Origin of the sequence: Arenibacter antarcticus, assembly GCF_041320605.1 — a bacterium.
GTDB classification, from domain to species: Bacteria; Bacteroidota; Bacteroidia; order Flavobacteriales; family Flavobacteriaceae; genus Arenibacter; species Arenibacter antarcticus.
In genome coordinates, this window is sequence record NZ_CP166679.1 from 4600261 (window position 1) to 4623865 (window position 23605).

The following is a 23605-nucleotide window of genomic DNA, read 5'->3' on the forward strand; positions in this document are numbered from 1 at the left end:
AGCACCTAAGCTAGCTAGAAAACTACCAATTGTTTTCTTACTACTCTTCTTTTGTTAACTTGGGTGCTAACCATAAATACCCTATGCCCAAAATAAAAATACTATAGAACCACAATGGATTCATGAGTTGGTATTGGGATGGAATTTTAGCAGCATCCTTTTTTGAATTAAAAAATCTTTTATTTTCCTGAATTAGATCATACCCCCGTAAAGAACTCCAAGAAAGAGTATCCATAACATAAAATGCATTATTGGTAGTAGTATCTATTTCCAGTTGCAAACTATTCCAACCAGTTTGCCTGGGAAAAGTGGTTCCAGACCATAAATTTTTCACTTCCACATGCTGCATCAATGGGACGCTATACCCATCACTACTCCTAACAACGGAATCCGCTGTGAAATTATTCAATTTAAAGTTTAAAGGTTCATTTACAAATACAGGGAAATTTTCCACCTTCCAATCTGCTCCGGGAATATGCCTTTTACCTATAGCCTCAATCACTGTGGTCCAGAACTCCCTATAACCCCGTGAATCACCTACTAACAGTAAAGAAAACGTCCCGTGCATTACCGAAGTTCCAACCCTCCCTTTTCCTAAACGCTTATATGCTGTTAACAGCGTATTATGGGATTTGTGAATGGGTTCAACTCTCATTTCATCATGAATATGGAAGGGATATTTACTCATTTTGGTTTTTGAATCCTTTTCCCAATCCATTTCCTTTATGTTATCCTTTATGAAATTAAAATCTAGGAGATTCCCTTGTGATGTATATAAGGTTTCGTTAGGTTGAACAAAAATTCCGAGCCCATTATCCAATACCGAAACCTTCAATACCTCTAGTGTAGTTTTGGGTAATCCCAAATAAGTTTCGGAATCCATAATCAATAGGTCGAAAGCTTTAAGCAGCGTATGTGAAAGTTGATTGACCACTATTTTTTCGGTATTGAAGTATTCAAATTTGAATTTCCCTTTGGTCATTTGACTCCTTACTACCAACTCATGTCCGGCTTCTGCCAAAAAGTTTTTTAAATACTTGGTCTCAAAAGTTGGAAAACCATTTAGTATCAGCACTTTAAATATCTTTTTCTTCCTTATAATTTGCGGCAGAGGTTCCGTACCTACTATAATCCCCATCGAATCTTTTTCCACTAGAGAAAACAGGAATTGTCCCTGTACCTTACGATCGGAAATCAATGAAAATTCCTGGTTAATATAGTTGCTCATGGCAACGGAATCCAGACCAGTCCCAGCTGGATCCGTCAAGACCAATACATTGCCCGATTGAGGTTTATTGTAAACTCCCTTAACAATCAATTTTGAGCCTTCGGTCCCTTCTTGGTCATAATTCAATCGGACGACCCCTGAGGAAAGAGTACCTCCTAGATATGTGGAAGAGCGTTTTTTATATTGCCAAAAATTAAAAGGTGCTATCCCCCGCCCCAATATATAAACTGGATGTAATAGTGATAAGAAATCGGAAATATCAACTCCATCATCATAGTTCAACACCTTTAAATTATCATGTGTTTTTCTTAAACTATCCAATAATTGGACCTGATATCCTGGAGTAAGCACGACTCCTACCATGGGATTATATTTTGAGGGTATCATAGGCTTTAATGCAATTAAGGCCAGCGCCAACAGGGCCAAAGTTGCAACCAACATCCTTACGAAAAATCTTCCTTTAGGAAATAAGGCACCTTCTTTCCAAATAAAGACACCCCATAAGAGGATAAGCCCGCCCATAATGAACCAAAACAAACGATCATTCAAAAAATAAATAGGTTCAATCATGGCTTTGCAATTCCATTAGTAGTAATTCCTGCATTTCCCCATAATATTCATGATCCTTTTTCGGGTCTGGTATTGGTTTGGGCAGAGCAAATAATAGGCCCCGCTGAACTTCCCATAGTATTTGACGCGAATTTTCTCCTTTTTCCACTAATTTTTTTAAAAGTTGCAAGGTGTTTAAGTATTTCCCAGGTTCCTCAATAGCTTTGGCAGCAAGTTCATGACCCGCTTCACCAAAAATTACCCTATCCTCCTCGGAAACTATACTACCAGAATCCTTAATTTTCTCCAACCTTACAATGGCAGTACGAATTGAGGGATACGTTATAGGTGCAGCTTTACGATCTATCTTTTGATAACTGGCAATATCATCTAACTTTCCACTTAGTCTTACCGTTTCCTTAATAGGAGGTGGATCAAAGCCTATTCTATGCACATAGATACGGGCACTGTTTTTTATTTCTTGGATGAGTTTTAAAGCGCTGTATTGATAGGGAAGCGACTTCTCAGGAGCAAATAAGCGTAGTTGCAGCTCAGCGTCCCACATTTGATCCATGGCCTGTCTTAGTTTACTTTTAAGGGATTGTGTGAATAAGGTAGATTCCTCGGGGTCATCGTGATTATGGAGGTAACTCTCCAAAGGATCTTCCTTCTCCATATGGATTTGTTCCCCTTGATGTTCATGATCCACCAAATTATGGCTATTGTCCCCATCATGATCATGGGTATACTCTTCTAATGGGTTATTACTGTTAGTTTCTCCATTATTTACCAAGTTTTCTTCCTCTATGTGACTCCCCATCTCGGTTTCGTCTCCCATAAATTCCCCATATTTAATACGCAGTGCTTTCTGGTCAAAACCCAACTCGTTACTGGTATAATTAAATTCGGTTTTAGGTAAACTTGATCTGGTACCTATAAGTTTTTCCGTATCTATGATTAATTGTCGCTGACTCCTAAAATAATCGGGCATTAAATCAGCCCCTAAAGACCCTTCCACGGCGAAGTAACTGGAAACGGTGTCCCTTATTACAGCGAAATAGGTTTCGCTTCGCGATGTATTTTTATTTGGTTCCTTTTGGTCTGAGGCTTCCACATAAAAGTATAGCTCATCTCCAGCTTCCATTTTTAATTTGTCTAAATCCAGTTTTTTGGACAACGTCATATTACGACTACCAGTTACCAACCCTTTATCAAAATCCATTTTTACTTCTCGAAATTTTACAGATTCCCCCGTTCCCTTACTTACGGTTGCGATAATATAAGCTGCCCCAATTCCATAATCGTCCTTTATATAGACATTAAAATTCAATTCTTTATTCTCATCAATATTAAAGGAGGTAAATTGATCTATATCCTGAATTTCAATGGTCGGACTCCTATCATTAGTAACTTCAATTGGATATAATTCCGAAAAAAAAGATTTTCCAGAAGCTCCAACAAACCTAAAATTATAAAATCCGGAGGCCCTTAGGACAATCTCCTTCCGATATTCCCCATCATTGAGCTGCATGGGAACACTAGTTCCCATACTTTCTATAAATACGCTATCTACGGCTGTATTAAACTGAAGATTCCATGCTACTCTTGAACCTTCCAATGCCTTCACCTCCATTGTAGAGCTGGCCAACATTGGAAGCTTTGTATAGGCAGGATAACGAATGGAAAGCCTTTGTTTCTCCAACGCTGGTATAACCGATTGGATTTCAGTGGAATCCTTAGGTTTAAAAGTAATCTGTTGTTGTGGCAATTGTTCTTGTAACCGCGGTTGTTCTTCGCCGTTGATGGATATACTGAGAATGCCCAACACTATAAATAAACATAATATGATTGTGGCTCTTTTGAAATGTGTTTCCGGTTTAATATCATTTTTGGCTACTCTTAAGTGTTCCGTTACCTTATATTTTTGCAGCACGGCCAAACTAGACAACTCTTTCTTTGGCAAGAGCATAAGACCTGTACTATACTCCAGCTGTGCCCAATCTTTATCAATCGTAGCACAGAGTCGGTCCAACGTCAATTTCCAAGGTTTTTTAAGTAGTACCAGCAGGATCAAAAGACCTCCAAAGGTGATTATAACGACTAATTTACCGACCCCTAGGATAGTAAGAAAAATGGCAGGTCCTAGGGCGTAAAGAAAAACCTCCAGCGCCCATAAGACCATCCAGCGCTTTCTAATAGCTACCAATATATCCCTTCCCGTATCCATTATTGTCTGCGGTATTTGGCCAAAATGCGTTCCCCTACTAAAAGTACGATCAAAAATGGCCATAGCCAAAGACTTATGTTTTCCGTCCTATAAAAAACAATATCGCTCTCCAGATTAGTAATAATTGGTTCCAATTCCCTCTTCTCCATTCCCCTAATATCATAAGGTTCTATTTTATTGAATAGGTCTTTACGTAGATTTAGCATGTTCAACAGCGATTCCATTATTCCCTTTTGGAGGATATTTTCCGAATTAAGTGGTTCAGTAAGATGATACACATTGTTGCGTTTACCATTTACAATCAGTGTATTTGCCATTCCATCGGGCCTATAAACCAACTGTGGTACATTAACCGGTAAAACAGGTGCTTTGGACAACCAAACCAGCGTATGTAGCCCCGTGGTGTCCAAAGCTTCATTTTCCCTAGCTTCTTCCACAATAATATCCCTCCTCAAGAATTTAGATAAGGCTCTATAAGCGTATTTTATGTAGGTCATCTCACTGATAAGGGAATCGTTATAAACAATTAGGATCTTTAAAGGGGTATCCAACTGTAACGGTACCTGCCTTACGTTTAACCCCCCAAATATTTGCATGCTATCCCTTGTCTCATTTATTTCTATGTTTTTATTATTTACGGAAAACGTCTCCTTTTTAAAAGCGAGCTGCATTGCTGTCCCCATGGCGGTAAGTATGGTAACCGAATCCTGGTTGACCCTAGCCTCAACATCTCCGCTTACCTGATTGGTTGGATTGAGGACCGTCCAATTAATATTAGCTCCTACAATTGGGCGCATTCCTTTTACCCATTTCCTAGATCCTGTGGAAAATACTACGATACTGTCCGTTGCAAGGGATTCCATTTCTTTGGCTAGTTGCCAATAATTGGGCGTATGAGCTAAACCCTCTGCACAATTATCTCCTTCCTTTAGGGGAAGACCCTTCAACAATAATCGTATCTCTCCTTGGGTAATGGTATCCAAAATTGCCTTAACTCCAACATTGTTGAAAAGTGAAGGCTCTACAATATAAGTAATCGGTTCTTTTATTGTTGACTTTTTAAAGGTAGGTTCACTGATTATTAGGGTCAAAAGCACCATAATCAACATACGTAAAATTAGTAACGCCCACTCGTTCAAATTAATGCTACTGGTATGTCTTTGTGGCAAGGCTTCCAGCAATTTGATACTCCCAATCTTAATAACCTTTAATTTTTTCCTATTCCATAGATGAATGGCGATAGGAATTAAAAGCCCTAAAAATGTCCACAAAAAAGTAGGGTTTCCAAAGTTCATATTACAGTATACTACTCCTCGTTTTTATAAATATTTGAAGTGCTTTTCCGATGGGTTCATCCATCCTAAATAATTGGTACCCTATGTTATGAGACAACAATTCATTCTTCACTGTATCTATCCTAGTATTCAGTAAAGAAAGATAGAGGTTGCGGGACATCTTTGCATTTACCTTTACACGTTTTCCCGATTCAAGATCCTCAAACAGGATGTTTCCGTTGTAGCTGAAGTCCATTTCCTTTCCCCCCATAATATGCACTACTACCACTTCATTGGTTGCTTTTTTTAACTGTTTGATGGTCGCTGTTAGTTCTTCCCCCTCTTCATGTAGGTCGGTAACAAAGAAAATCAGTTCTTTTTGGCCACTATCATGTATTTTTTGAAAGGAATGGGAATCCGTAGGCCATTTCCCTTCATTCTCTATTTGGAGAAGCTGATGAAGAAACATCTTATAATGTTGTTTTTGTCCTGATGGATAAAGACTATGTAGCTTTTGATCGTTTATTGCAAATAATCCCACCGCATCCCCTTGTTGTTCTGCCAAATAAGCCAAGGAAGCGATCAATACCCTTGCATGATCCATTTTTGAAATCTCTTTTTCCTTGTGGGCCATGGATTTACTTGCATCCAAAATAAATTTCACGGTTATATGGGTATCAATTTCTGATTGCTTTATATAATACCGACCCGATCTAGCCAACATTTTCCAATCCATTAGGCGCATATCATCACCGGGCTGGTACGCTCTATACTGACTAAACTGAAGCCCCTGCCCTACTCTTCTACTTTGATTTAAGCCAGTAAAATGCCCCTCCACAATAACCTTGGCAATAAGGGAAAGCCCAGAGATACTATTAATTATTTCGGGCTGTAATAGCTGATGATAATCTTGCTTCACTTGTTAGTGTACTTAGTTTGTAATTGCAGTGGACTTTAAAAGGTGTTGGGTGACCATGTCTGAAGTAATGCCTTCCGCCTCAGCTTTAAAATTCACTATTATCCTATGTCTCAATACTGGCAAAGCTACTTTTTTAACATCATCCAAGGTTACTGAAAGTCTGCCTTGTTGTAATGCCCTAGCCTTGGCAGTTAGGATCATCGCCTGGCCGGCACGCGGCCCGGCACCCCAACTTACCCATTCCTTTACATACGCTTCGCTGGTGGTTTCTGGCCTTGTAGCCCTTACAACCATACTTACATATTCTACCAGCTTATCACTAATAGGTACTTCTCTAACTAGTTTTTGTAATTTAAGTATCTCCTCCCCGCTTATAACAGCTTGTATGACTTGATCCTTTATTCCGGTAGTGTGCTTTAAAATTTGTATTTCCTCCTGAGCTGTGGGATATGCTATTTTAATATAGAAAAGAAATCGATCCTGTTGGGCTTCGGGCAATGGGAAGGTACCAGATTGTTCAATGGGGTTCTGGGTAGCTAGAATAAAAAAGGGCCTATCCAATTTATAGGTCTTCCCGGAATAGGTTACCTCAAACTCCTGCATAGCTTCCAATAGGGCCGCTTGGGTCTTTGGAGGGGTCCTGTTGATCTCATCCGCCAAAATAATATTGGCGAAAATTGGACCTTTGTTAAACTCGAAAAACTTTCTTCCCGTACTGTGGTCCTCCTCTAAAATTTCGGTTCCTATGATATCTGATGGCATAAGATCGGGGGTAAATTGGATGCGCTTAAACTTTAAATCTATGGCCTGTGCCAGCGTCTTGATCATTAATGTCTTTGCTAAACCGGGAACCCCTTCTAAAAGGGCATGCCCTCCCGCTAAAAAGGCAATCATCAACTGCTCTATGGTTTCTTCCTGCCCAACTATTACCTTGGCAATCTCGTTTTTAAGATCCAGAAGTTTAGCGGTTAGTTGGTCTATCTCGGTTTTTATATCCATCAATTCCTTATCCATTTATTTTCTATTTAAGAAGTAAGTGCGTACATCACAATATTTACTCCAAAGCGGGTATTGTCTATTTTATACCAGCGTTTATTTCTAAAATCATAATCCCACTCGCAGCCATAGTCCTTATTACTGTATAACACACCAATTCTTCCGTCTATTTCAATAGCCTTTAAATACTCGTGTACCAAATCATCGCCCCAACCGTTGAGTTCCTGTGAGGTTGTAGGCGGACCGTCTTCAAATTCAAAAAAAATAGAATAGAGCTCATGGTCATTCGGAATTTTTTTCAGTGTCCCCGTGCCAAAAATATCATCCATCTGGCGTTCAAAAGATTTTGCGAACAAACCATCTATATCGTGATTGCAATCATCGGCAAAGACAAATCCACCATTCCGTACATACTTTTCAAAGTTCTCCCTTTCTTTTTTGGTAAACTGTACTAGTTTATGGCCAGAAATATAGCAAAAGGGACACTCAAAAATATCATCACTTGCCAAAGGAATAATATTTTCTCGGGTATCTACCGCCAAGGTAGTATACTCTACCAAAGAATTAAGTAGGTTGGAAGGCATACGCTGATCCACATCCCAATTTCCTGATTCATATTGTAATCTCGTAAAAAAAAACTTATTGCTCAATGCTTATGTAGGTTCCTTAAGTTATTTATCGTACTAATGTTCCCACATTAAGGTGCTATAAAAACCTTACCATGGAAAATAAAAAACTGGTTACTTATGAATGTCATAGCAACCAGTTTAACAGTATTAATTTGTTCTATACGGCATCGGACAAGCTAGTAAAGGTAAAATCCCTAACCTTCATATAAGGGATTAAATCACCGTTCATCCTAACCTGTTTCCCAAGGGTTTCAAGGTTATTCAGCATAATTATAGGACTTTCATTAAACCTAAAGTTTTTCACAGGGTGCTTAATCTTTCCATTTTCAATATAAAAAGTTCCATCACGTGTAAGACCAGTGTAAAGCAATGTTTGCGGATCTACACTTCTAATGTACCACAATCTGGTAACCAAAATTCCCTTTTTAGTGTCTTTTATCAGGTCTTCCAAGGATGCCGAACCACCTTCCATAATAAAATTGGAAGGATAAGGCACAGGGCTAACGCCTTTCTGTTCTGCCCAATATCGACTATAAGAAAGGTTTTTTACCACCCCATTTTCTATCCAGCTCATTTTCTTAAGGGGTTGTCCTTCTCCATTCCAAGTAGCTGTTGGGACTTCGGGATGCAGGGGATCTGACCAAATATTCACCCTTTCGTCTACAATCTTTTGACCTAATTTATTGCCCCCATCTTTGGACATAAAGCTTCTTCCCTCATCCGCTCTTCTAGAATCGAAAGAACCAAACATATTGCGAAGCAAATCTGCGGAAGCCGCGGGTTCTAAGATTACCGTATATCTCCCTGGTTCTATCGCTTTCGCCTCCTTGGACATCAAAGCTTTCTCCATGGCAATTTTTGAGGCTTCTGAAGCATCAAATTTAGTTATATCGTTAAAATCCCTGGATACCCATCCGGAACCGGTACCATCATTGGTTCTCATAGTTACGGTGAAATCAGAATCCGTTGATTTATTATAGGCGAAAAGCCCGTTAGAATTCATCATCGCACTAAATCCTGAAGAGTCGTTAAAAAACCCTGCAGCCGTCACCTCATTCATTGTTGCTGGGTCAATACTACTACTGGCCACATTGGCCCGATATTCCGGGGTTATATTTGCTGTTTCCTCATTATAACTAATGGAGTCGTCATAGGACTGCGGACCTAATGGCTCCATAAATTCAGGGTTTTCAGGCGATAATTTAGCCAGTTCCTCTGCTCTTCTAACCACCTTTTCCAAAGAAACATCATCGAACTCATCTATAGTAGCTGTACCAGATTTTTTACCAAAGCTAGATTGTATAGACAAGTTTTGATTTGATCGGTGACCAGAGGTAGAAACCGTATTCCGGGCATATCTAATATTGCCACTCTCACTGCCATTCATATTAATTTCGCAAGCATCCGCTGTGGAAAAGCTCATTGCTTTTTCCATGATACGCTTAGCTTCATCCTTTGTATATATTGCCATAATATTAAAATTATTTGTCGTAAAATATGTTAGATAGTCCTACCGGTATTGATTACGTTAACGTTTTTAAATCTGGAAGTAGCACTCCCATGTGATACCGCACTGACTTGGGAGGGCTGCCCCTTCCCATCGAAAAATGATCCAAATTGGCGATAATCGGTTTCATCACATATTTTAACGCAGGAATTCCAAAACTCCTGTGTGTTGGATTGATAAGCAACGTCATCTAACATGCCAACGATTTCCCCATTTTTTATCTCGTAACATACGGTGCCTCCAAATTGGAAGTTATACCGTTGTTGATCTATGGAATATGAACCTCTTCCTACGATATAGATACCTTTCTCCACATCTTTGATCATTTGGTGTATGGAATATTTATCCTTGCCTGGTTCTAAAGAAACATTGGGCATACGTTGAAACTGTACATCGTTCCAACTCTGTGCATAACAACAACCATGGGATTCATTCTGATCTATCATATGCACTTGATCCCGGATTGCCTGATAATTGGTCAGGATACCGTTACGGACAAGATCCCATTTCTTGGTCTTAACCCCTTCATCATCATACCCTACTGCTCCTAACGAGCCGGGCTGAGTTTTATCTGCTACCAAGTTTACAATATCACTTCCGTATTGAAAATCCTTTGACTTCCACTTATCCAAGGTTGCAAAACTGGTTCCCGCGTAATTGGCCTCATAACCAAGTACCCGATCCAGTTCCAATGGATGTCCCACAGATTCATGAATGGTCAATCCCAAGTGGTTGGGCTCCAATACTAGATCATATTTACCAGGATCCACAGATTTGGCAGTAAGCATTTCCTTTGCTTGCTTTGCCGCCATAGCAGCATCCTCAATCATATCATAACTATTTCTATACAAAATAAGTCCGGCTGGACCCTCCAATTTCTCGGAATCCAAACCGTCCATATACTCATACCCCATACCCATTGGTGCGCTTAATGCCTGTCGCGATTTAAACTTGCCTGCTACACGATCTACCGCGGTTACTCCAAAAGTTGGCCAAATACGATGAATATCTTGATCGATATAAGAACCGTCGGTGGAAGCAAAATATTTCTGCTCATTGACCATAAATAGTGCAGAATTGGCGAAATTTGCTCCATTTTCCATTGCTGCTGCATTGGAACTCAACAAAAGATCTACCTTTTCCGAAACTGGAACTTCCTTAAAATCCTTTTTAATCGGTGTTTTCCATGAAACTTCTCCATAAGCCATAACCGGGGCCAGCTTTACTGGATCTTTCTGAATCTTGGAGTTCGCTTTGGCAATGGCGACCGCCTTTTCAGTAGCTTTTTTAATACCATCTTGGGAAACATTATTTGTAGAGGCAAAACCCCATGTCCCATTAGCGATTACCCTGATACCAATCCCAAAAGATTCTGTATTTACCACATTCTGTACCTTATCTTCCCTAGTAAACACATACTGATTGAGGTATCTGCCAATTCTGGCATCCGCATAAGTGGCCCCTAGCGACTTTGCTGTGTTTAAGGCCACATCGGCCATGATTTTTTTGGTGATCTTATCCATGCCAGGTTCTAACAATGCCTGCTCGGGAATATTATTTCCCATAAAAAGAGATGGCATCAATAAAGCCCCGGCACCCAATCCCGCATATTGAACAAAATTTCGTCGTTTCATATAAAACTCGTTTTTATTTAATGTTTACTAATTTCAGTCTAAATTGATTGATCCTTTCAGAAGCATCATTTATCCGCTGCCGAGAAAGGAATCCTGAATTAAAGTATGGCAAGTTCTACCAATAGTTTTTAAGAATATATTGCCAGAAAATAGATGGGCTATTGGACTTCCAAAAAACATAAGCCCCATTTAATTATCTCTAATCCGTTTCTAAAAATAGTGATTTTATATAAACTATCAATATTTAACAGTGAGTTCGTTTTTTGTTATGAATTTACTATAGGAAGAAAAATAGGAAGCCATAACTTGATATAGCCCAATATTTTCATTTGTTGAAGGATTTTATTGGAATTTAATAAGGCAATCAACGCAAACAGCCCATTTAGAGTAGAAGCGGGTAAGTTTGTGTTGGAAATCTATGTATAGGATTGTACTATGCCATTAGGCACCCCTCCAGATTGGTTAATCTATTGAAAAGGATCTAAAGAGTGTTCCTTGGGGTTTTCATTATTGCTCAATATTCCCTTTTCTTTGAACAGCCTATAGATCATTCTCTTTTCTTCCAAACTAAAGGAGCGATCAGCAAACCAATCCCTCACGGCTATTTTTTCATTTTCCGCTTCTGCTCTCTGCAGTATTTCTTCGGAAACCAAATACCAGTAAACCCATCGGTTGTTGGCCTGGGAATAACAAAAATCGTTATCTAGCGCCGAGGTAGTCTTGATATTTCTTATTCTTTCACCATTTTCCAAAATAGCCAAGGTTTTAGTCAATCGCACAACTTCAGAAAAGGTATATCGCATAAAATCGCTGAATCCATTCTGACTAACATTATATAGCTTATCGCCTACTTTTAGCATGTATAATTCTTTTTAGAGGGGTGCAAAAATAGCCCGCTTTACCTTCTTAAGGAATCGTAAAACTTAGAACTTATAAACATTGGAAAGTCACATTTTTACTAGAGAAATGGGATTAAATAATTAGCGTGTTCCAAAACCCTATTTTTCAAGCTTATATAGCGCCTATTAATACAATTCGTGTAATTTTGTTGCTCTAAAATATATAATAATGAATATTGAGCGCGAATTGGGAAAAAGAAGCAATCATAAATGTGAGCTCTGTACCAGCACCGAAAAATTAGAAGTATTAGAAGTTCAACCTGCAAAAAATAATGGATTAGATGGCAGTCTTTTGGCGTGTTCTATCTGTAAGGATCAGGTAGAGAATCCAGATAACACTGATCCAAATCATTGGCGATGTTTAAATGATAGTATGTGGAGCGAACATACTCCTGTAAAAGTTATTGCCTGGAGAATGCTTAGCAGGCTTAGAAATGAAGGTTGGCCACAAGATCTTTTGGATATGATGTATCTAGAAGAGGATGAGTTGGAATGGGCCAAAGCCACTGGGGAAGGTGCCCCTTCCGAAAATCAAATTATTCATCGCGATAGCAATGGTGTAGTAATTGAAGCTGGGGACAGTGTGGTACTTATAAAAGATTTACCAGTAAAGGGATCTAGTATGATCGCCAAAAGAGGAACTGCCGTAAGACGTGTTTCCTTGGATCACGAAAATGCAGAATTTATAGAAGGTAAGGTAGATGGACAACAAATTGTGATCCTGACTAAGTTTGTAAAAAAACTATAGGACGATTTAGTAGTAGAACTGAGTATTGAGTCCTTCCCTAGGGCAAGGCCCGAGAACACGGACTTTAGCTTACAGAATTTTGGGTATTTTTATGGAAATAAGGGGTTATAAGGGGTATGCATGTGGTAATGTTGAATTCATAAATAAACAATAAATTAGATCCTCCAATTTCTTAGGAATCAACTATTAGACCAATGACCAGGAACGATGCTTATGCCGCATTAAGATACAAGGAATTCAATATTTTTTTGTTGGTGCGTTTTGCAATGGTATTCGCATGGTCCATGCAATTCATTGTTATAGAATGGGAGGTATACTCCCTCACCAAGAATCCTTTATCCCTAGGAATTATAGGTCTTATGGAAGTAATACCTGCAGTTTCCCTAGCACTTTTCGCTGGGCATATTGTAGATCAAAAAGAAAAAAAGGGATTGCTTATAAAATGCATTTTAGGCTTTTCTGTGATCAGTCTGGGGCTTTTTTTATTGACTTGGCCAGTTGTAGTGGGCGATTGGTCCAAAAATAAAATATTGTACTCCATTTATTTTTTAGTCTTCCTAGGTGGAATAGTTCGCGCTTTTTTAGGACCGACTATTTTTTCGCTGTTCGCATTAATCGTACCAAAAAAAGTGTATCCAAACGCTGCAACATGGAGCAGTTCAGTATGGCAAATGGGTGCAGTGTTGGGACCGGCCTTAGCAGGATTTAGTATTAACTGGATTGGGGTGCACTGGTCCATGTGCCTTATATTTTCCTTTTCTTTAATGGCCATACTTACGCTTACCAAAATCAAAAAAAAGCCCATCTTAAATCCTAATATCGGGGAACCGGTGATAAAAAGCCTTAAAGAAGGGATTAAATTTGTATTTGGCACCAAAATTATTCTTGGTGCGTTGACATTGGATATGATTGCGGTCCTTTTTGGTGGCGCTGTGGCACTTCTCCCCATCTATGCCCAAGACATTTTAAAAGTAGGCCCAGAAGGCTTTGGTGTTTTAAGGGCCGCTCCGGCAGTAGGTGCCCTGATCATAATGTTCACCTCAGCCCATTTCCCCTTAAATAAAAATGCTGGAATGAAATTATTGGGGGCTATTTTTGGATTTGGAATCTGTATCATTGTTTTCGGTGTTTCTACCTGGTTTTGGGTGTCGGTAATTGCCTTGTTTTTAAGTGGGGTTACAGATGGCATTTCCATGGTTATACGGCAAACCATCCTACAATTAAGGACACCCGACCATATGCGCGGTAGGGTAGCCTCTGTAAATTCCATGTTTGTAGGTTCCTCTAACGAATTGGGCGCTTTTGAAAGTGGACTTACCGCCAAGCTAATGGGAACTGTTACCGCTGTGGTCTTTGGTGGTTGTATGACGCTGGCAACGGTTTTCTTTACTGGAGCCATTTCCCCAACTTTTAGAAAATTGGATTTACGTAAAGATCTCGAAGATCATGAAAACAGTACACAGTGAACAGAATATTGTTAATTATTACTACTCTAGAAAAGGCCACCCTAATTTCAACACATAGCATTTGGTAGGCCACAAAACCCAATTTATAGTCCTATATTTACCTGTCAATAAAAGATAGATAGGGAGATGGAATGCATCAGTGTTTTCGACATGCTCAAAATTGGGATTGGACCATCTAGTTCCCACACTTTAGGGCCGTGGCGTGCCGCAGAACGATTTATAGGGGAGCTAAATGCGAAAAATGTATTTCACTCCATAACTAGTATACGGATAGAAGCTTACGGCTCCTTGGCCCTTACAGGGAAAGGACATGCTACCGACATCGCTTTAATGATGGGATTAACAGGTGCCGATCCAGTAACCGTGCCCATTGAAAATATAGAGGGAATCATTCAAAAAATTAAGGAACTAAAAATACTTCGTTTAAACAATACTCTGGAACTTCCATTCGACCCTAAGTTAGACATTGTCTTTGTTCGGGAATTCCTACCCTTTCATGCCAATGGAATGATCTTTAAAGCTACACTCGCTAATGGCAAGAAAATCAAGGAAACCTATTATTCTATTGGTGGGGGATTTGTAGTAAAAGAAGAAAGGGCCATCTCCAAAAAAAATATTAAAGTATTTAAAACCTTTCCGTTTCCTATACAAAACGGGGTAGAACTTTTGGCAGCTTGTAAAACTGAGCAAAAATCCATCTCGGAACTAGTTCTGGAAAACGAACGTTCCCTTCGTACCGATGCGGAAATAGATGAAGGCTTACATCATATCTGGGATACCATGTTAGGTTCTATGTACACTGGCTGTCATACCGAAGGCCATTTGCCCGGTGGCCTCAACGTTAGGAGAAGGGCATACGACTCACATTTAAAATTAATTGGGGACCATCCCTACTCCACTCCGGAGGAATGGCTACAGACCATACGTAAAACAGAGGTGAAATTTCGTTCTATCCTTAAGTGGGTGAGTTGTTTTGCACTTAGTGTCAATGAGGTAAACGCCTCTTTGGGAAGAGTGGTAACTGCTCCCACCAACGGAAGTGCAGGAGTTATCCCAGCTGTTCTCATGTATTATATGGTAATTGAAAACCACGAAGCTAGCTTTGATCACATAAAACAATTTCTGCTTGTTGCGGGAGAAGTAGGCAGTATCTTCAAGAAAGGTGCCACCATCTCTGCAGCCATGGGTGGGTGTCAGGCCGAAATTGGAGTTTCTTCCTCTATGGCAGCTGCAGCCTTGACCGAACTTATGGGCGGCACCCCAGAACAGGTGCTAATGGCAGCAGAAATTGCTATGGAACACCACCTCGGACTCACTTGTGACCCCATAGGTGGATTGGTGCAGATTCCATGCATAGAACGCAACTCCATGGGTGCCATAAAGGCTATTAATGCGGCGGAACTAGCACTGGACTCAGACCCTTCAAATGCTAAGGTCCCCCTAGACAAGGTAGTGAACACTATGTGGGAAACCGCCAAAGACATGAGTACCAAATACAAGGAAACCTCGGAAGGAGGCCTTGCTGTAGGAGTGTATTTAAGTGATTGTTGATTTTGATTCGTATCATGCAGGGTGTATTGAGTCCCCCCTCAGGCCTTAAAAAATGAACTTTATTAAACCAACTTATTAGTACACTACTACATTAGTTTAATTTCAAATCTTCAAATTAGCACATCTTCAAATTAACTCATTTTAAAACTACCCCATTGTTCCATTTTTACATTGTTTCCATTGCTACATGAACCATTAGTATCCATTTCCAAATCTTCACATTAACTCATTTTCAAATTGTTAATCTCAATAATCCTAACATCCTGACTACATAGAAATGTCGCATTCTGATAATTAAGTCAAAATACAATGTAAATCATGTAAAATATACGAGGTATAGTAATCGTAAACAAGGTTATTTTGTAATGGAGTAAAATGTGCTCTTTTAATCAACCAAAATTTATATTGACATGAGAACTTATTTCAAAAATTTAGCATGGTCCCTCCTGTTGCTATCCCTTGCCTGTGCAAAAGCTCCAAAGCAAGATGATTCAACCGCATCCATGCCAGTATATAAGGATGTCCCCTACCCTCAGGATTACAGCATTAAATATGCAATCAATAAGGAAGACCTAAACTTATTTTCGGCCCATATGGATAGGAATCAATTAATTCAGGTTGCTTCCTCACAAGGCATACTACGCACCCACGACGGTCAATTCCTTTATCCAGGAATTCTAATGGAGGATAAAACCTACAGACCACTAACTGATAAAAAAATTACCGCCATTACTCTGTACAAAAATCAATTTATTTATTTAGATGATAAAGCGGTACTAAGCAATGCTTGGGCAGGAACCTTATATCTAAAACACAATTTACCCAGGGCCACCATTTTTTCTGCTGGAAAGGATTTTGGTTTTTTAATAAGCGACGGTGGGACCCTTCAATATGTATCCAAAAGCAATAATTCATGGACAGGGGCATTCGCCAATGATACTGTACTTACTATTAAATTTGACCACAACTCCAACACTTTCTATATCCTGGGGAAAAATTCAATTGCTGCTTTTGATCCCCAAAAGCAAACCTTGACAACAATTTTTAAAGGGGAAAAATTTAATTCCTTGGCCATTTTAGGCAACAAATTAATTGTCGGCACCTTGGATGGATATATGGAAGTAGCATCGGACACTGGGAAAAAAATTGGGGAAACCCATAAAAATTTACCGTGGACAGAAATAACTTATATAGAGAATATAGATGGAAATCTATGGTTTGGCTCTACAAAAGGTGCTTTTATGTTGAGGGAAGACGGCAAATTTAATTACTATTACGGGAAAAGGTGGTTGCCGGGAAATATGGTCAATCATATTTCAAAAGCAAACGATGGTTCTATCCTAATCCTTACCGATGCTGGACTAGGTCAGATTGTATATAAGGAAATGACCCTTTATGATAAAGCACAGTATTATGAAAAACAAGTTCGGAATAGGCACATTCGCTTAGGGTTTAATTCCTCACTAGTGGATCTGGATAATGGAAATATTGATTCTGGCCGACTTTCTGATTCCGATAACGATGGACTTTGGACGACAATGTGTTTGGCAGGAGAAGTATTCCGTTATGCCGTTACAGAATCGGAAGATGCCCTGCAGAACTGTATGGAATCTATGGATGCCATGGAACGTCTTTTCAATATAAATAAAGTTCCCGGATTCCCTTCCCGTTCCTTTGAGCGCAGTGGGTATATAGAACGTCTAGGAGATCCTGAAAGATGGCAGCATACAGATGATCCTGAATGGGACTGGAAATCTACTACCAGCAGTGATGAGGCTATAGGCCATATATTTGCCTATGGTGTAATGGCAGAACTAATGGATAACGAGTTGAAGGACCGTGCCATTGTGCTGATTGACACCCTTATGAGCCACATCGTGAGGAATGACATGTATATGGTGGACTTTGATGGCAAACCTACCACTTGGGGAAGATGGAACCCTGAATATGTAAATGCACGCCCCAAGATGGTGGGCGATAGAAAGATAAATGCTTCCAATATTATTGGGATGTTGCAAACGGCCTATCATTTTACTGGTAAAGAAAAGTATAAGGAGAAAGCCTTCGACCTAATGGAAAATCACGGGTATTTAGACAACCTTATGTGGCCTATGAAAGATGTTGCCATGGCTCCGGATGATGCGGACGACTGGAGTAAAATGCTATCTGAATCCTGGAACCATTCCGACGACGAAATGTATTTTGTAGGATATTGGGGCCTGTATAAGTATGCCTTTAACGATACCCTTAAAACAAAATTCAAGGAAGCTATCATAGACCACTGGGAAATTGAAAGACCAGAAAAAGAAGGCGCTTGGAATATTATGACTGCATTGACAGGCACACAAGAATTTGATCTAGAAGAAGCTGCATGGTATCTTAGGGAGCACCCTATGGATCTCGTGACTTGGGATATTATGAACAGTCACAGAAAGGACATCACCTTTATGGAACCCAATTTTAGAAATCAAACTATCACCGAAGTGTTGCCACCGGATGAAAGGCCTGTACAACGCCACAATGGCAATATGTTTCGGTTAGACAGGATTGGAAAGGATGGCGGAGAAGAATATTCTGCAGGGGATATTTGGCTCCTCCCCTATTGGATGGGAAGATATTTGGGTGTGATCAGTGCACCGGTTAATTAGTCATTAGTACGTAGTATGAAGTACTGAATATTGAGTCACTAGATCCGGGCCCTGAAAGCGAGCTTTAACTAACATTTATTCCAGAATCGGAAATTGCGCCTAACTGCCTGCAGGTAAGCGTAACTGAAAACTCGATTAACGACAGCAGACCTAAAGCACGTATTACCAAATAATTAAAAAGAAGACTTTTAGATATTGATTTAGCGAAGTTGACTTCGCTAAATCAATTTTAACAACAAACTATACATCACGCGTCTTTGGTATTTGATATCGGACGGTATAGTATTTTTATTAGTATCCTTTTACTTTTTAACCTTTCTAATTTAGATCTTAATAAAGCATAACCATATTATATCAGCTTTCTAGACAATAAACACCAATTATTTCCCAAAGTAATATCACCCTAAAAAAATGGTAGGTTTATCAATATTAATAAAAATACTATTCCAAGAGAGGTCCCTATTACTTCTAATAGCAATAAATATGATATTGAATAGCTGCGACCAAAAACAGTATAAAGAGGAGCATCAACTTACGAACGATCTATCCTATAATCACGATTTAGACAATAACGATAATTTCTCGCCAGACGACCAATGGTTGGTGTACGATACCAGAACAGTCGAAGGCGGAATTGGGACCAATGGTAAGATTGAAAAAGTAAAGGTAGAGACTGGGGAAAAAAAAGTCCTTTACCAATTAAATCAAAATACAGTCTATGGTCCTGGGGTAGGTGCTGTCAGCTATAGTCATACCGATAACGAAGTCGTGTTTATCCACGGCCTTAAAAACTGTAGTCCAAATCAACCTTATGAGCAATGGCGAAGGACCGGGGTAATCGTCAATGACAACACCCCAAACCTACCCATTTTTATGGATGCTAGGGATACTTCTATCCCTTTTACACCTGGGGCACTACGTGGAGGAACACACCGACATGAATTTAGCGGTGACGGGCAATGGATTGGCTATACCTATAATGATGCCCTAATGAAAAAAATGGAAGACAAAACGGGACTTCCTTATAACCTAAGAACTATAGGCGTATCCAAAAAAAATATAACTGTAGCCGTTTCCCAAACCAATACGGGAGAAGATTTTTCTGGGGAGTGGTTTAGCGCCCTCGTTGTAACCGTAGTTCCCGATCCCTTACCGGGTAGCGACCAGATCAATAAGGCCACCGGTGACAGTTGGGTTGGACATTCCGGATATCAAAAAATAAATGGCGATCTTCAACGGGCCCGAGCCTTTATAGGTACGGTGAAAAACACCAAAGGAGTAGCCGTTGATGAAGTATTTATAGTGGATATCCCTGCCGACATCAGCATTGCAGGAATTGGTCCCTTGGAAGGCACGGCCACCACCATGCCCTCTCCTCCAAAAGGTGCCCAACAACGAAGGCTGACCTTCACTGCCAAAAGAGATTTTCCCGGTTGTGAGGGAATTGTACGATCATCTTTTGATGGTAGTTTATTGGGTTTTGTCGCCAAGGACAATCAAAATATTAAACAGGTATTTACCCTATCACCAATTGGAGGCACGCCCCTTCAACAAACCTTTCATGCTACCAATGTGATGGGTGGAATTCGATGGCATCCAAAAAAAAATAGCTTGATATACATTTGGGACAATGCTTTAGTCCTACTAAAAATAGGGGATAAAAAGGGAGAAATAATAACGAAACCATCCACCAATCCGCCTACAAATCCGGTTTGGTCCCACAATGGTGAAAAAATTGCTTTTAACCGAAGTATTTCCAATAAATCGGGGCACCCAATGAAGCAAATATTTACTGTCAATTTCTGAAATTCGACAGCCAACAATCGAGTCAGGTAAAAATTGAATATTTTATATGGGCGTTTCTCCTTACGCCTAGTGCCAGTGATTTAGATAATTTTCCATGACCCTTGGGTATTAATCACATTTGGATAAATTTATGGATCCTCTATCAAAAATAAGTTAAAAACAAAGGCCTTATCCACAAAGTCCTATGAATACCATCAATTTTTACAACAAATCTCCTTACTTTTATCGATCTAAAAAAAATTACATGTCTGTCGCCAAAAAAGAATACAAAAGAGTTACTGTAAAATCGCTTGTTGATATGAAGCAAAACGGCGAGAAAATATCCATGCTGACCGCTTATGATTATTCTATGGCGAAAATTGTGGACGCTGCCAATGTAGATGTAATATTGGTTGGCGATTCTGCCAGTAATGTAATGGCCGGTCATGAGACTACCCTACCCATCACCTTGGATCAAATGATCTATCATGCTTCTTCCGTAATTCGGGCAGTGCACAGGGCACTTGTTGTTGTAGATATTCCTTTTGGCAGTTATCAAAGTGACCCTAAGGAGGCTTTGCGATCTGCTATTCGCATCATGAAAGAAAGTGGAGCCCATGCCGTAAAAGTTGAGGGCGGACAAGAAATTAAGGAGTCTGTTAAGCGAATTTTAAACGCAGGTATTCCCGTAATGGGGCATTTAGGCCTTACTCCACAGTCTATTTACAAATTTGGCACCTACACCGTTAGGGCAAAAGAAAAGGACGAGGCACAAAAATTAAAGGATGATGCCAAAATGCTGGAAAAAGCAGGTTGTTTTGCCATTGTCCTCGAAAAAATCCCCGCTACACTGGCCAAAGAGGTAGCAGAAAGTGTTTCTATCCCCATAATAGGCATAGGTGCGGGTAATGGAGTAGATGGACAAGTATTGGTGGTGCATGATTTATTGGGAATTACACAAGAATTTAATCCTAGATTTTTACGTAGATACCTAAATCTTTACGAAGAAATGAGCAATGCCATTTCTCAATATGTAGAAGACGTAAAAACTAAGGACTTCCCTAACGATGAAGAACAGTACTAGTCGCTACAAATAGTCGGCAAGAAATCTATTTAAACCCTTTATCCAGATCCGCAGTGTCAGTAGACGTACAGAAAGAACATTCCAACCCCTCCAATTTACAGGTAATCTTTGAGGACAATCACCTAATTGCCATAAATAAAAGGGCGGGCGATATTGTACAGGGAGATAAGACCGGAGATACTCCCTTAAGTGAAGTGGTTAAAGAATACTTGAAAATTAAACACAATAAGCCTGGTAACGTTTACCTTGGTGTGGCCCATAGACTGGACAGGCCCACCACTGGTATAGTCGTATTTGCAAAAACCTCAAAGGCATTGCCCAGGTTAAATAAGTTATTTGCGGAAAAGGACGCTAAAAAAACCTATTGGGCCATTGTTAAAAAATATCCGGAAAAGGAAAATGACACCTTAGTGCATTGGTTAAAGCGCAATCCGAAACAAAATAAATCTTACGCCCATAAAAACGAGGTGCCAGACAGTAAGAAGGCAATTTTAGACTATTTAGTCGTGAAGAAACTGGACCGTTATACTCTTTTAGAAATCGATTTAAAAACAGGGAGGCACCATCAGATCCGATCACAGTTAGCAGCATTGGGATGCCCTATAAAAGGAGATTTAAAATATGGTTCGGACAGGAGTAATAAAGATGGCAGTATACATTTACATGCCAGAAAATTAACCTTTGTTCATCCTGTTAAAAAAGAGCTTTTAGAGTTAGTTGCCCCCTTACCCAAGGAGAGCCTATGGGACGCATGTATGTAATATTTAAGTTTATCTGGTATTGGATGCTGCCTTCTCCCGTATAACTTGTGCAACTGGTTTATTCTGTAAGTGGCTTTCCAACCAAGAAATTATATCCAAGTACAAGAAAGCTCGTTTTTCATATGGATGGTTTTCATATTTTTTTAATTCTATATAAAGCTTTTGGAATTCATTAGGTAATTCATGGGGAAAAATATCTCCCAAACGTCTTAAAAATTTGAGCATTTCCTTCTGTACCGCATGGAGGTCGTTCATTTTCAACAAAAACTTATAAGTGCTCTTTAGTTGAACCTCCAAATGGTAATCCATACCGGCTTCATAGTGCGCTATTAAACTTAAAACCCTAGAAAAACACATGAGATCCTCGCGCATTTTCAGGTTCTTATTGTTAATGATACGTTTTAAATATTGTATACAGGTCTTATTGTCTCCCACTCCAAAATAGAGACAGGCAATTTTGTAATACAGTATCATAATATGGTGTTCGTCTATCCGATCCTTGTGTTTGCCAATCCCATATTCTATAATTTTAACCAGATATAACCCCTTTTCAAAATTCCCTTCCATAAAATGAAGGTTCAACTTGTTGGAATTGATATAGATAAAAGCAAGTGACGCAATATTGTCATTGGCAGGAAAATCTTTACTGACCACAATTTCCTCCAATTGCTCCAATGTCTCTTTAAACTGAGAGCTATACTTAACATAGAATAAGGATTCCAACAAATAATGGTTCCCTTTTAGAAAGAATACTGGGTTAAGATGAATCATCTCCTTGTTCTCGTAAAATAGGTCCACCCATTTACTAGAATACTTATAACAGGACAAAAAATCTTGGGTTAAGAAACTATACCAAAGATGGGCCTTATATAACCATAATTTTTCACGAAAGCCAAGATCTTTCAATTTGACTTTAGGCAGGTGCTTATCGAAATATTTCTTCACCCTTATAAAATCCTCGTCGCTACGTACATAGCCTATTTTAAGCATTTGTCCGTATAATTGTAAGGAGAGGTTTGAAAGCTTACTAGTCATTACATTTTGTTCCGATAATTGCTTTGCCTGTACCGCAAGCTCATCTGCCCTATCGGGAATACTTCGGGTAATGTATTGGGTCTCAATAACTTTTTCCAGTTCCACAATCTCATAGGCTACGTTCTTCTCCTCATTTTCTATAGCAGTAGCCTTCGCCTTATCCAAAATTTTTAAACTTTGTTTATATAGGCCTTTTTGATAAAGTATAGTGGCGAAATCCAACTGCTCCCTTAACTGCACCCTTATGTTCTGGTTAACTGGATTTAGTCTAAGGCTCACTAGAATCTGTTTGTACAAATGTGCCTTAAGATTGGACAATTGGGCTTTTTTAACAATGCCATTTTCTAGTATTAACTTTTCATCATAGACCTTAATTTTGTCCAATAAATTAAATAGTGCCAAAAATTTCGCATCGGTATTAACGCCCAAGCGACCAACGTATAATTTAAACTGACGTTTTTCTGACTTTGAAAGCGATTTAACCAAAACAAATAACGCATCTTTATGAGCATTTGTCATCGTAATAAAAAAGGTTTATATGATTGATAATCAGTGTTTTAACTACTATAAAAAGTTCATCACCATTGTAAATATTCAATTTAATCCACAACGATGGAACCTAATGGTCCTATATTCGTATTGCGCCTATAAAATTACGTAAATAT

The 23605-nt window shown here is 39.3% G+C and carries 17 protein-coding genes; 7 read left to right on the forward strand and 10 right to left on the reverse strand.

Annotated elements, in window-relative coordinates:
- Positions 1-40: 40 nt before the first annotated feature.
- The 9 genes from KCTC52924_RS18915 to KCTC52924_RS18955 all read right to left on the reverse strand — a co-directional run bounded on the left by KCTC52924_RS18915 (position 41) and on the right by KCTC52924_RS18955 (position 11823).
- Positions 41-1798: a hypothetical protein gene (locus KCTC52924_RS18915; protein WP_251807928.1), complete on the reverse strand. Its 1758-nt coding sequence runs from the start codon at positions 1796-1798 to the stop codon at positions 41-43.
- Positions 1791-4067: a tryptophan-rich sensory protein gene (locus KCTC52924_RS18920; RefSeq protein WP_251807929.1), complete on the reverse strand. Its 2277-nt coding sequence runs from the start codon at positions 4065-4067 to the stop codon at positions 1791-1793. Before KCTC52924_RS18920 ends, KCTC52924_RS18915 begins: the two co-directional genes overlap by 8 nt.
- A complete protein-coding gene (locus tag KCTC52924_RS18925; RefSeq protein WP_251807930.1) occupies positions 4004-5299 on the reverse strand; it encodes a BatA domain-containing protein in 1296 nt (431 codons plus the stop codon). The genes KCTC52924_RS18920 and KCTC52924_RS18925 overlap by 64 nt, the downstream gene beginning before the upstream one ends.
- 1 nt (position 5300) lies before the next feature.
- The gene (locus KCTC52924_RS18930) at positions 5301-6197 is read right to left on the reverse strand and encodes a DUF58 domain-containing protein (protein WP_251807931.1); all 897 of its coding nucleotides are present in this window, start codon (positions 6195-6197) and stop codon (positions 5301-5303) included.
- Positions 6198-6209: 12 nt separating this feature from the next.
- Positions 6210-7211, reverse strand: coding sequence for a MoxR family ATPase (locus KCTC52924_RS18935; protein WP_251807932.1), 1002 nt, complete (start codon positions 7209-7211; stop codon positions 6210-6212).
- An 11-nt stretch (positions 7212-7222) separates the two neighbouring features.
- Positions 7223-7843: a DUF4159 domain-containing protein gene (locus KCTC52924_RS18940; RefSeq protein ID WP_251807933.1), complete on the reverse strand. Its 621-nt coding sequence runs from the start codon at positions 7841-7843 to the stop codon at positions 7223-7225.
- A 136-nt stretch (positions 7844-7979) separates the two neighbouring features.
- Positions 7980-9293 (reverse strand): TldD/PmbA family protein, encoded by a 1314-nt coding sequence (locus KCTC52924_RS18945; protein ID WP_251807934.1) that lies wholly within the window; start codon positions 9291-9293, stop codon positions 7980-7982.
- Between the two features lie 29 nt (positions 9294-9322).
- Positions 9323-10963: a TldD/PmbA family protein gene (locus tag KCTC52924_RS18950; RefSeq protein WP_251807935.1), complete on the reverse strand. Its 1641-nt coding sequence runs from the start codon at positions 10961-10963 to the stop codon at positions 9323-9325.
- A gap of 467 nt (positions 10964-11430) precedes the next feature.
- Positions 11431-11823 (reverse strand): pyruvate kinase, encoded by a 393-nt coding sequence (locus KCTC52924_RS18955; protein WP_251807936.1) that lies wholly within the window; start codon positions 11821-11823, stop codon positions 11431-11433.
- A gap of 208 nt (positions 11824-12031) precedes the next feature.
- Between KCTC52924_RS18955 and KCTC52924_RS18960 the strand changes: the two genes are divergently transcribed.
- From KCTC52924_RS18960 to KCTC52924_RS18990, 7 genes are all read left to right on the forward strand, one after another.
- Positions 12032-12610: an alkylphosphonate utilization protein gene (locus KCTC52924_RS18960; protein ID WP_251807937.1), complete on the forward strand. Its 579-nt coding sequence runs from the start codon at positions 12032-12034 to the stop codon at positions 12608-12610.
- A gap of 194 nt (positions 12611-12804) precedes the next feature.
- Complete coding sequence (locus KCTC52924_RS18965; protein WP_251807938.1) at positions 12805-14076, forward strand: MFS transporter; 1272 nt, start codon at positions 12805-12807, stop codon at positions 14074-14076.
- 126 nt (positions 14077-14202) lie between these two features.
- A complete protein-coding gene (locus KCTC52924_RS18970) occupies positions 14203-15627 on the forward strand; it encodes an L-serine ammonia-lyase (RefSeq protein ID WP_251807939.1) in 1425 nt (474 codons plus the stop codon).
- A gap of 410 nt (positions 15628-16037) precedes the next feature.
- Positions 16038-18275 carry a hypothetical protein gene (locus tag KCTC52924_RS18975; protein ID WP_251807940.1) on the forward strand — a complete coding sequence of 746 codons (2238 nt, stop codon included), beginning with the start codon at positions 16038-16040 and terminating at the stop codon, positions 18273-18275.
- Between the two features lie 483 nt (positions 18276-18758).
- A complete protein-coding gene (locus tag KCTC52924_RS18980) occupies positions 18759-20081 on the forward strand; it encodes a DUF3748 domain-containing protein (RefSeq protein WP_251807941.1) in 1323 nt (440 codons plus the stop codon).
- Between the two features lie 244 nt (positions 20082-20325).
- Positions 20326-21144, forward strand: coding sequence for a 3-methyl-2-oxobutanoate hydroxymethyltransferase (gene panB, locus KCTC52924_RS18985; protein ID WP_251807942.1), 819 nt, complete (start codon positions 20326-20328; stop codon positions 21142-21144).
- A 53-nt stretch (positions 21145-21197) separates the two neighbouring features.
- Entirely contained in the window at positions 21198-21905 is a 708-nt protein-coding gene (locus KCTC52924_RS18990) for an RluA family pseudouridine synthase (protein WP_251807943.1), read from the forward strand.
- A gap of 9 nt (positions 21906-21914) precedes the next feature.
- Here KCTC52924_RS18990 and KCTC52924_RS18995 read toward each other — a convergent pair whose 3' ends face one another.
- Positions 21915-23459 (reverse strand): hypothetical protein, encoded by a 1545-nt coding sequence (locus KCTC52924_RS18995; protein WP_251807944.1) that lies wholly within the window; start codon positions 23457-23459, stop codon positions 21915-21917.
- Positions 23460-23605 lie beyond the last annotated feature (146 nt).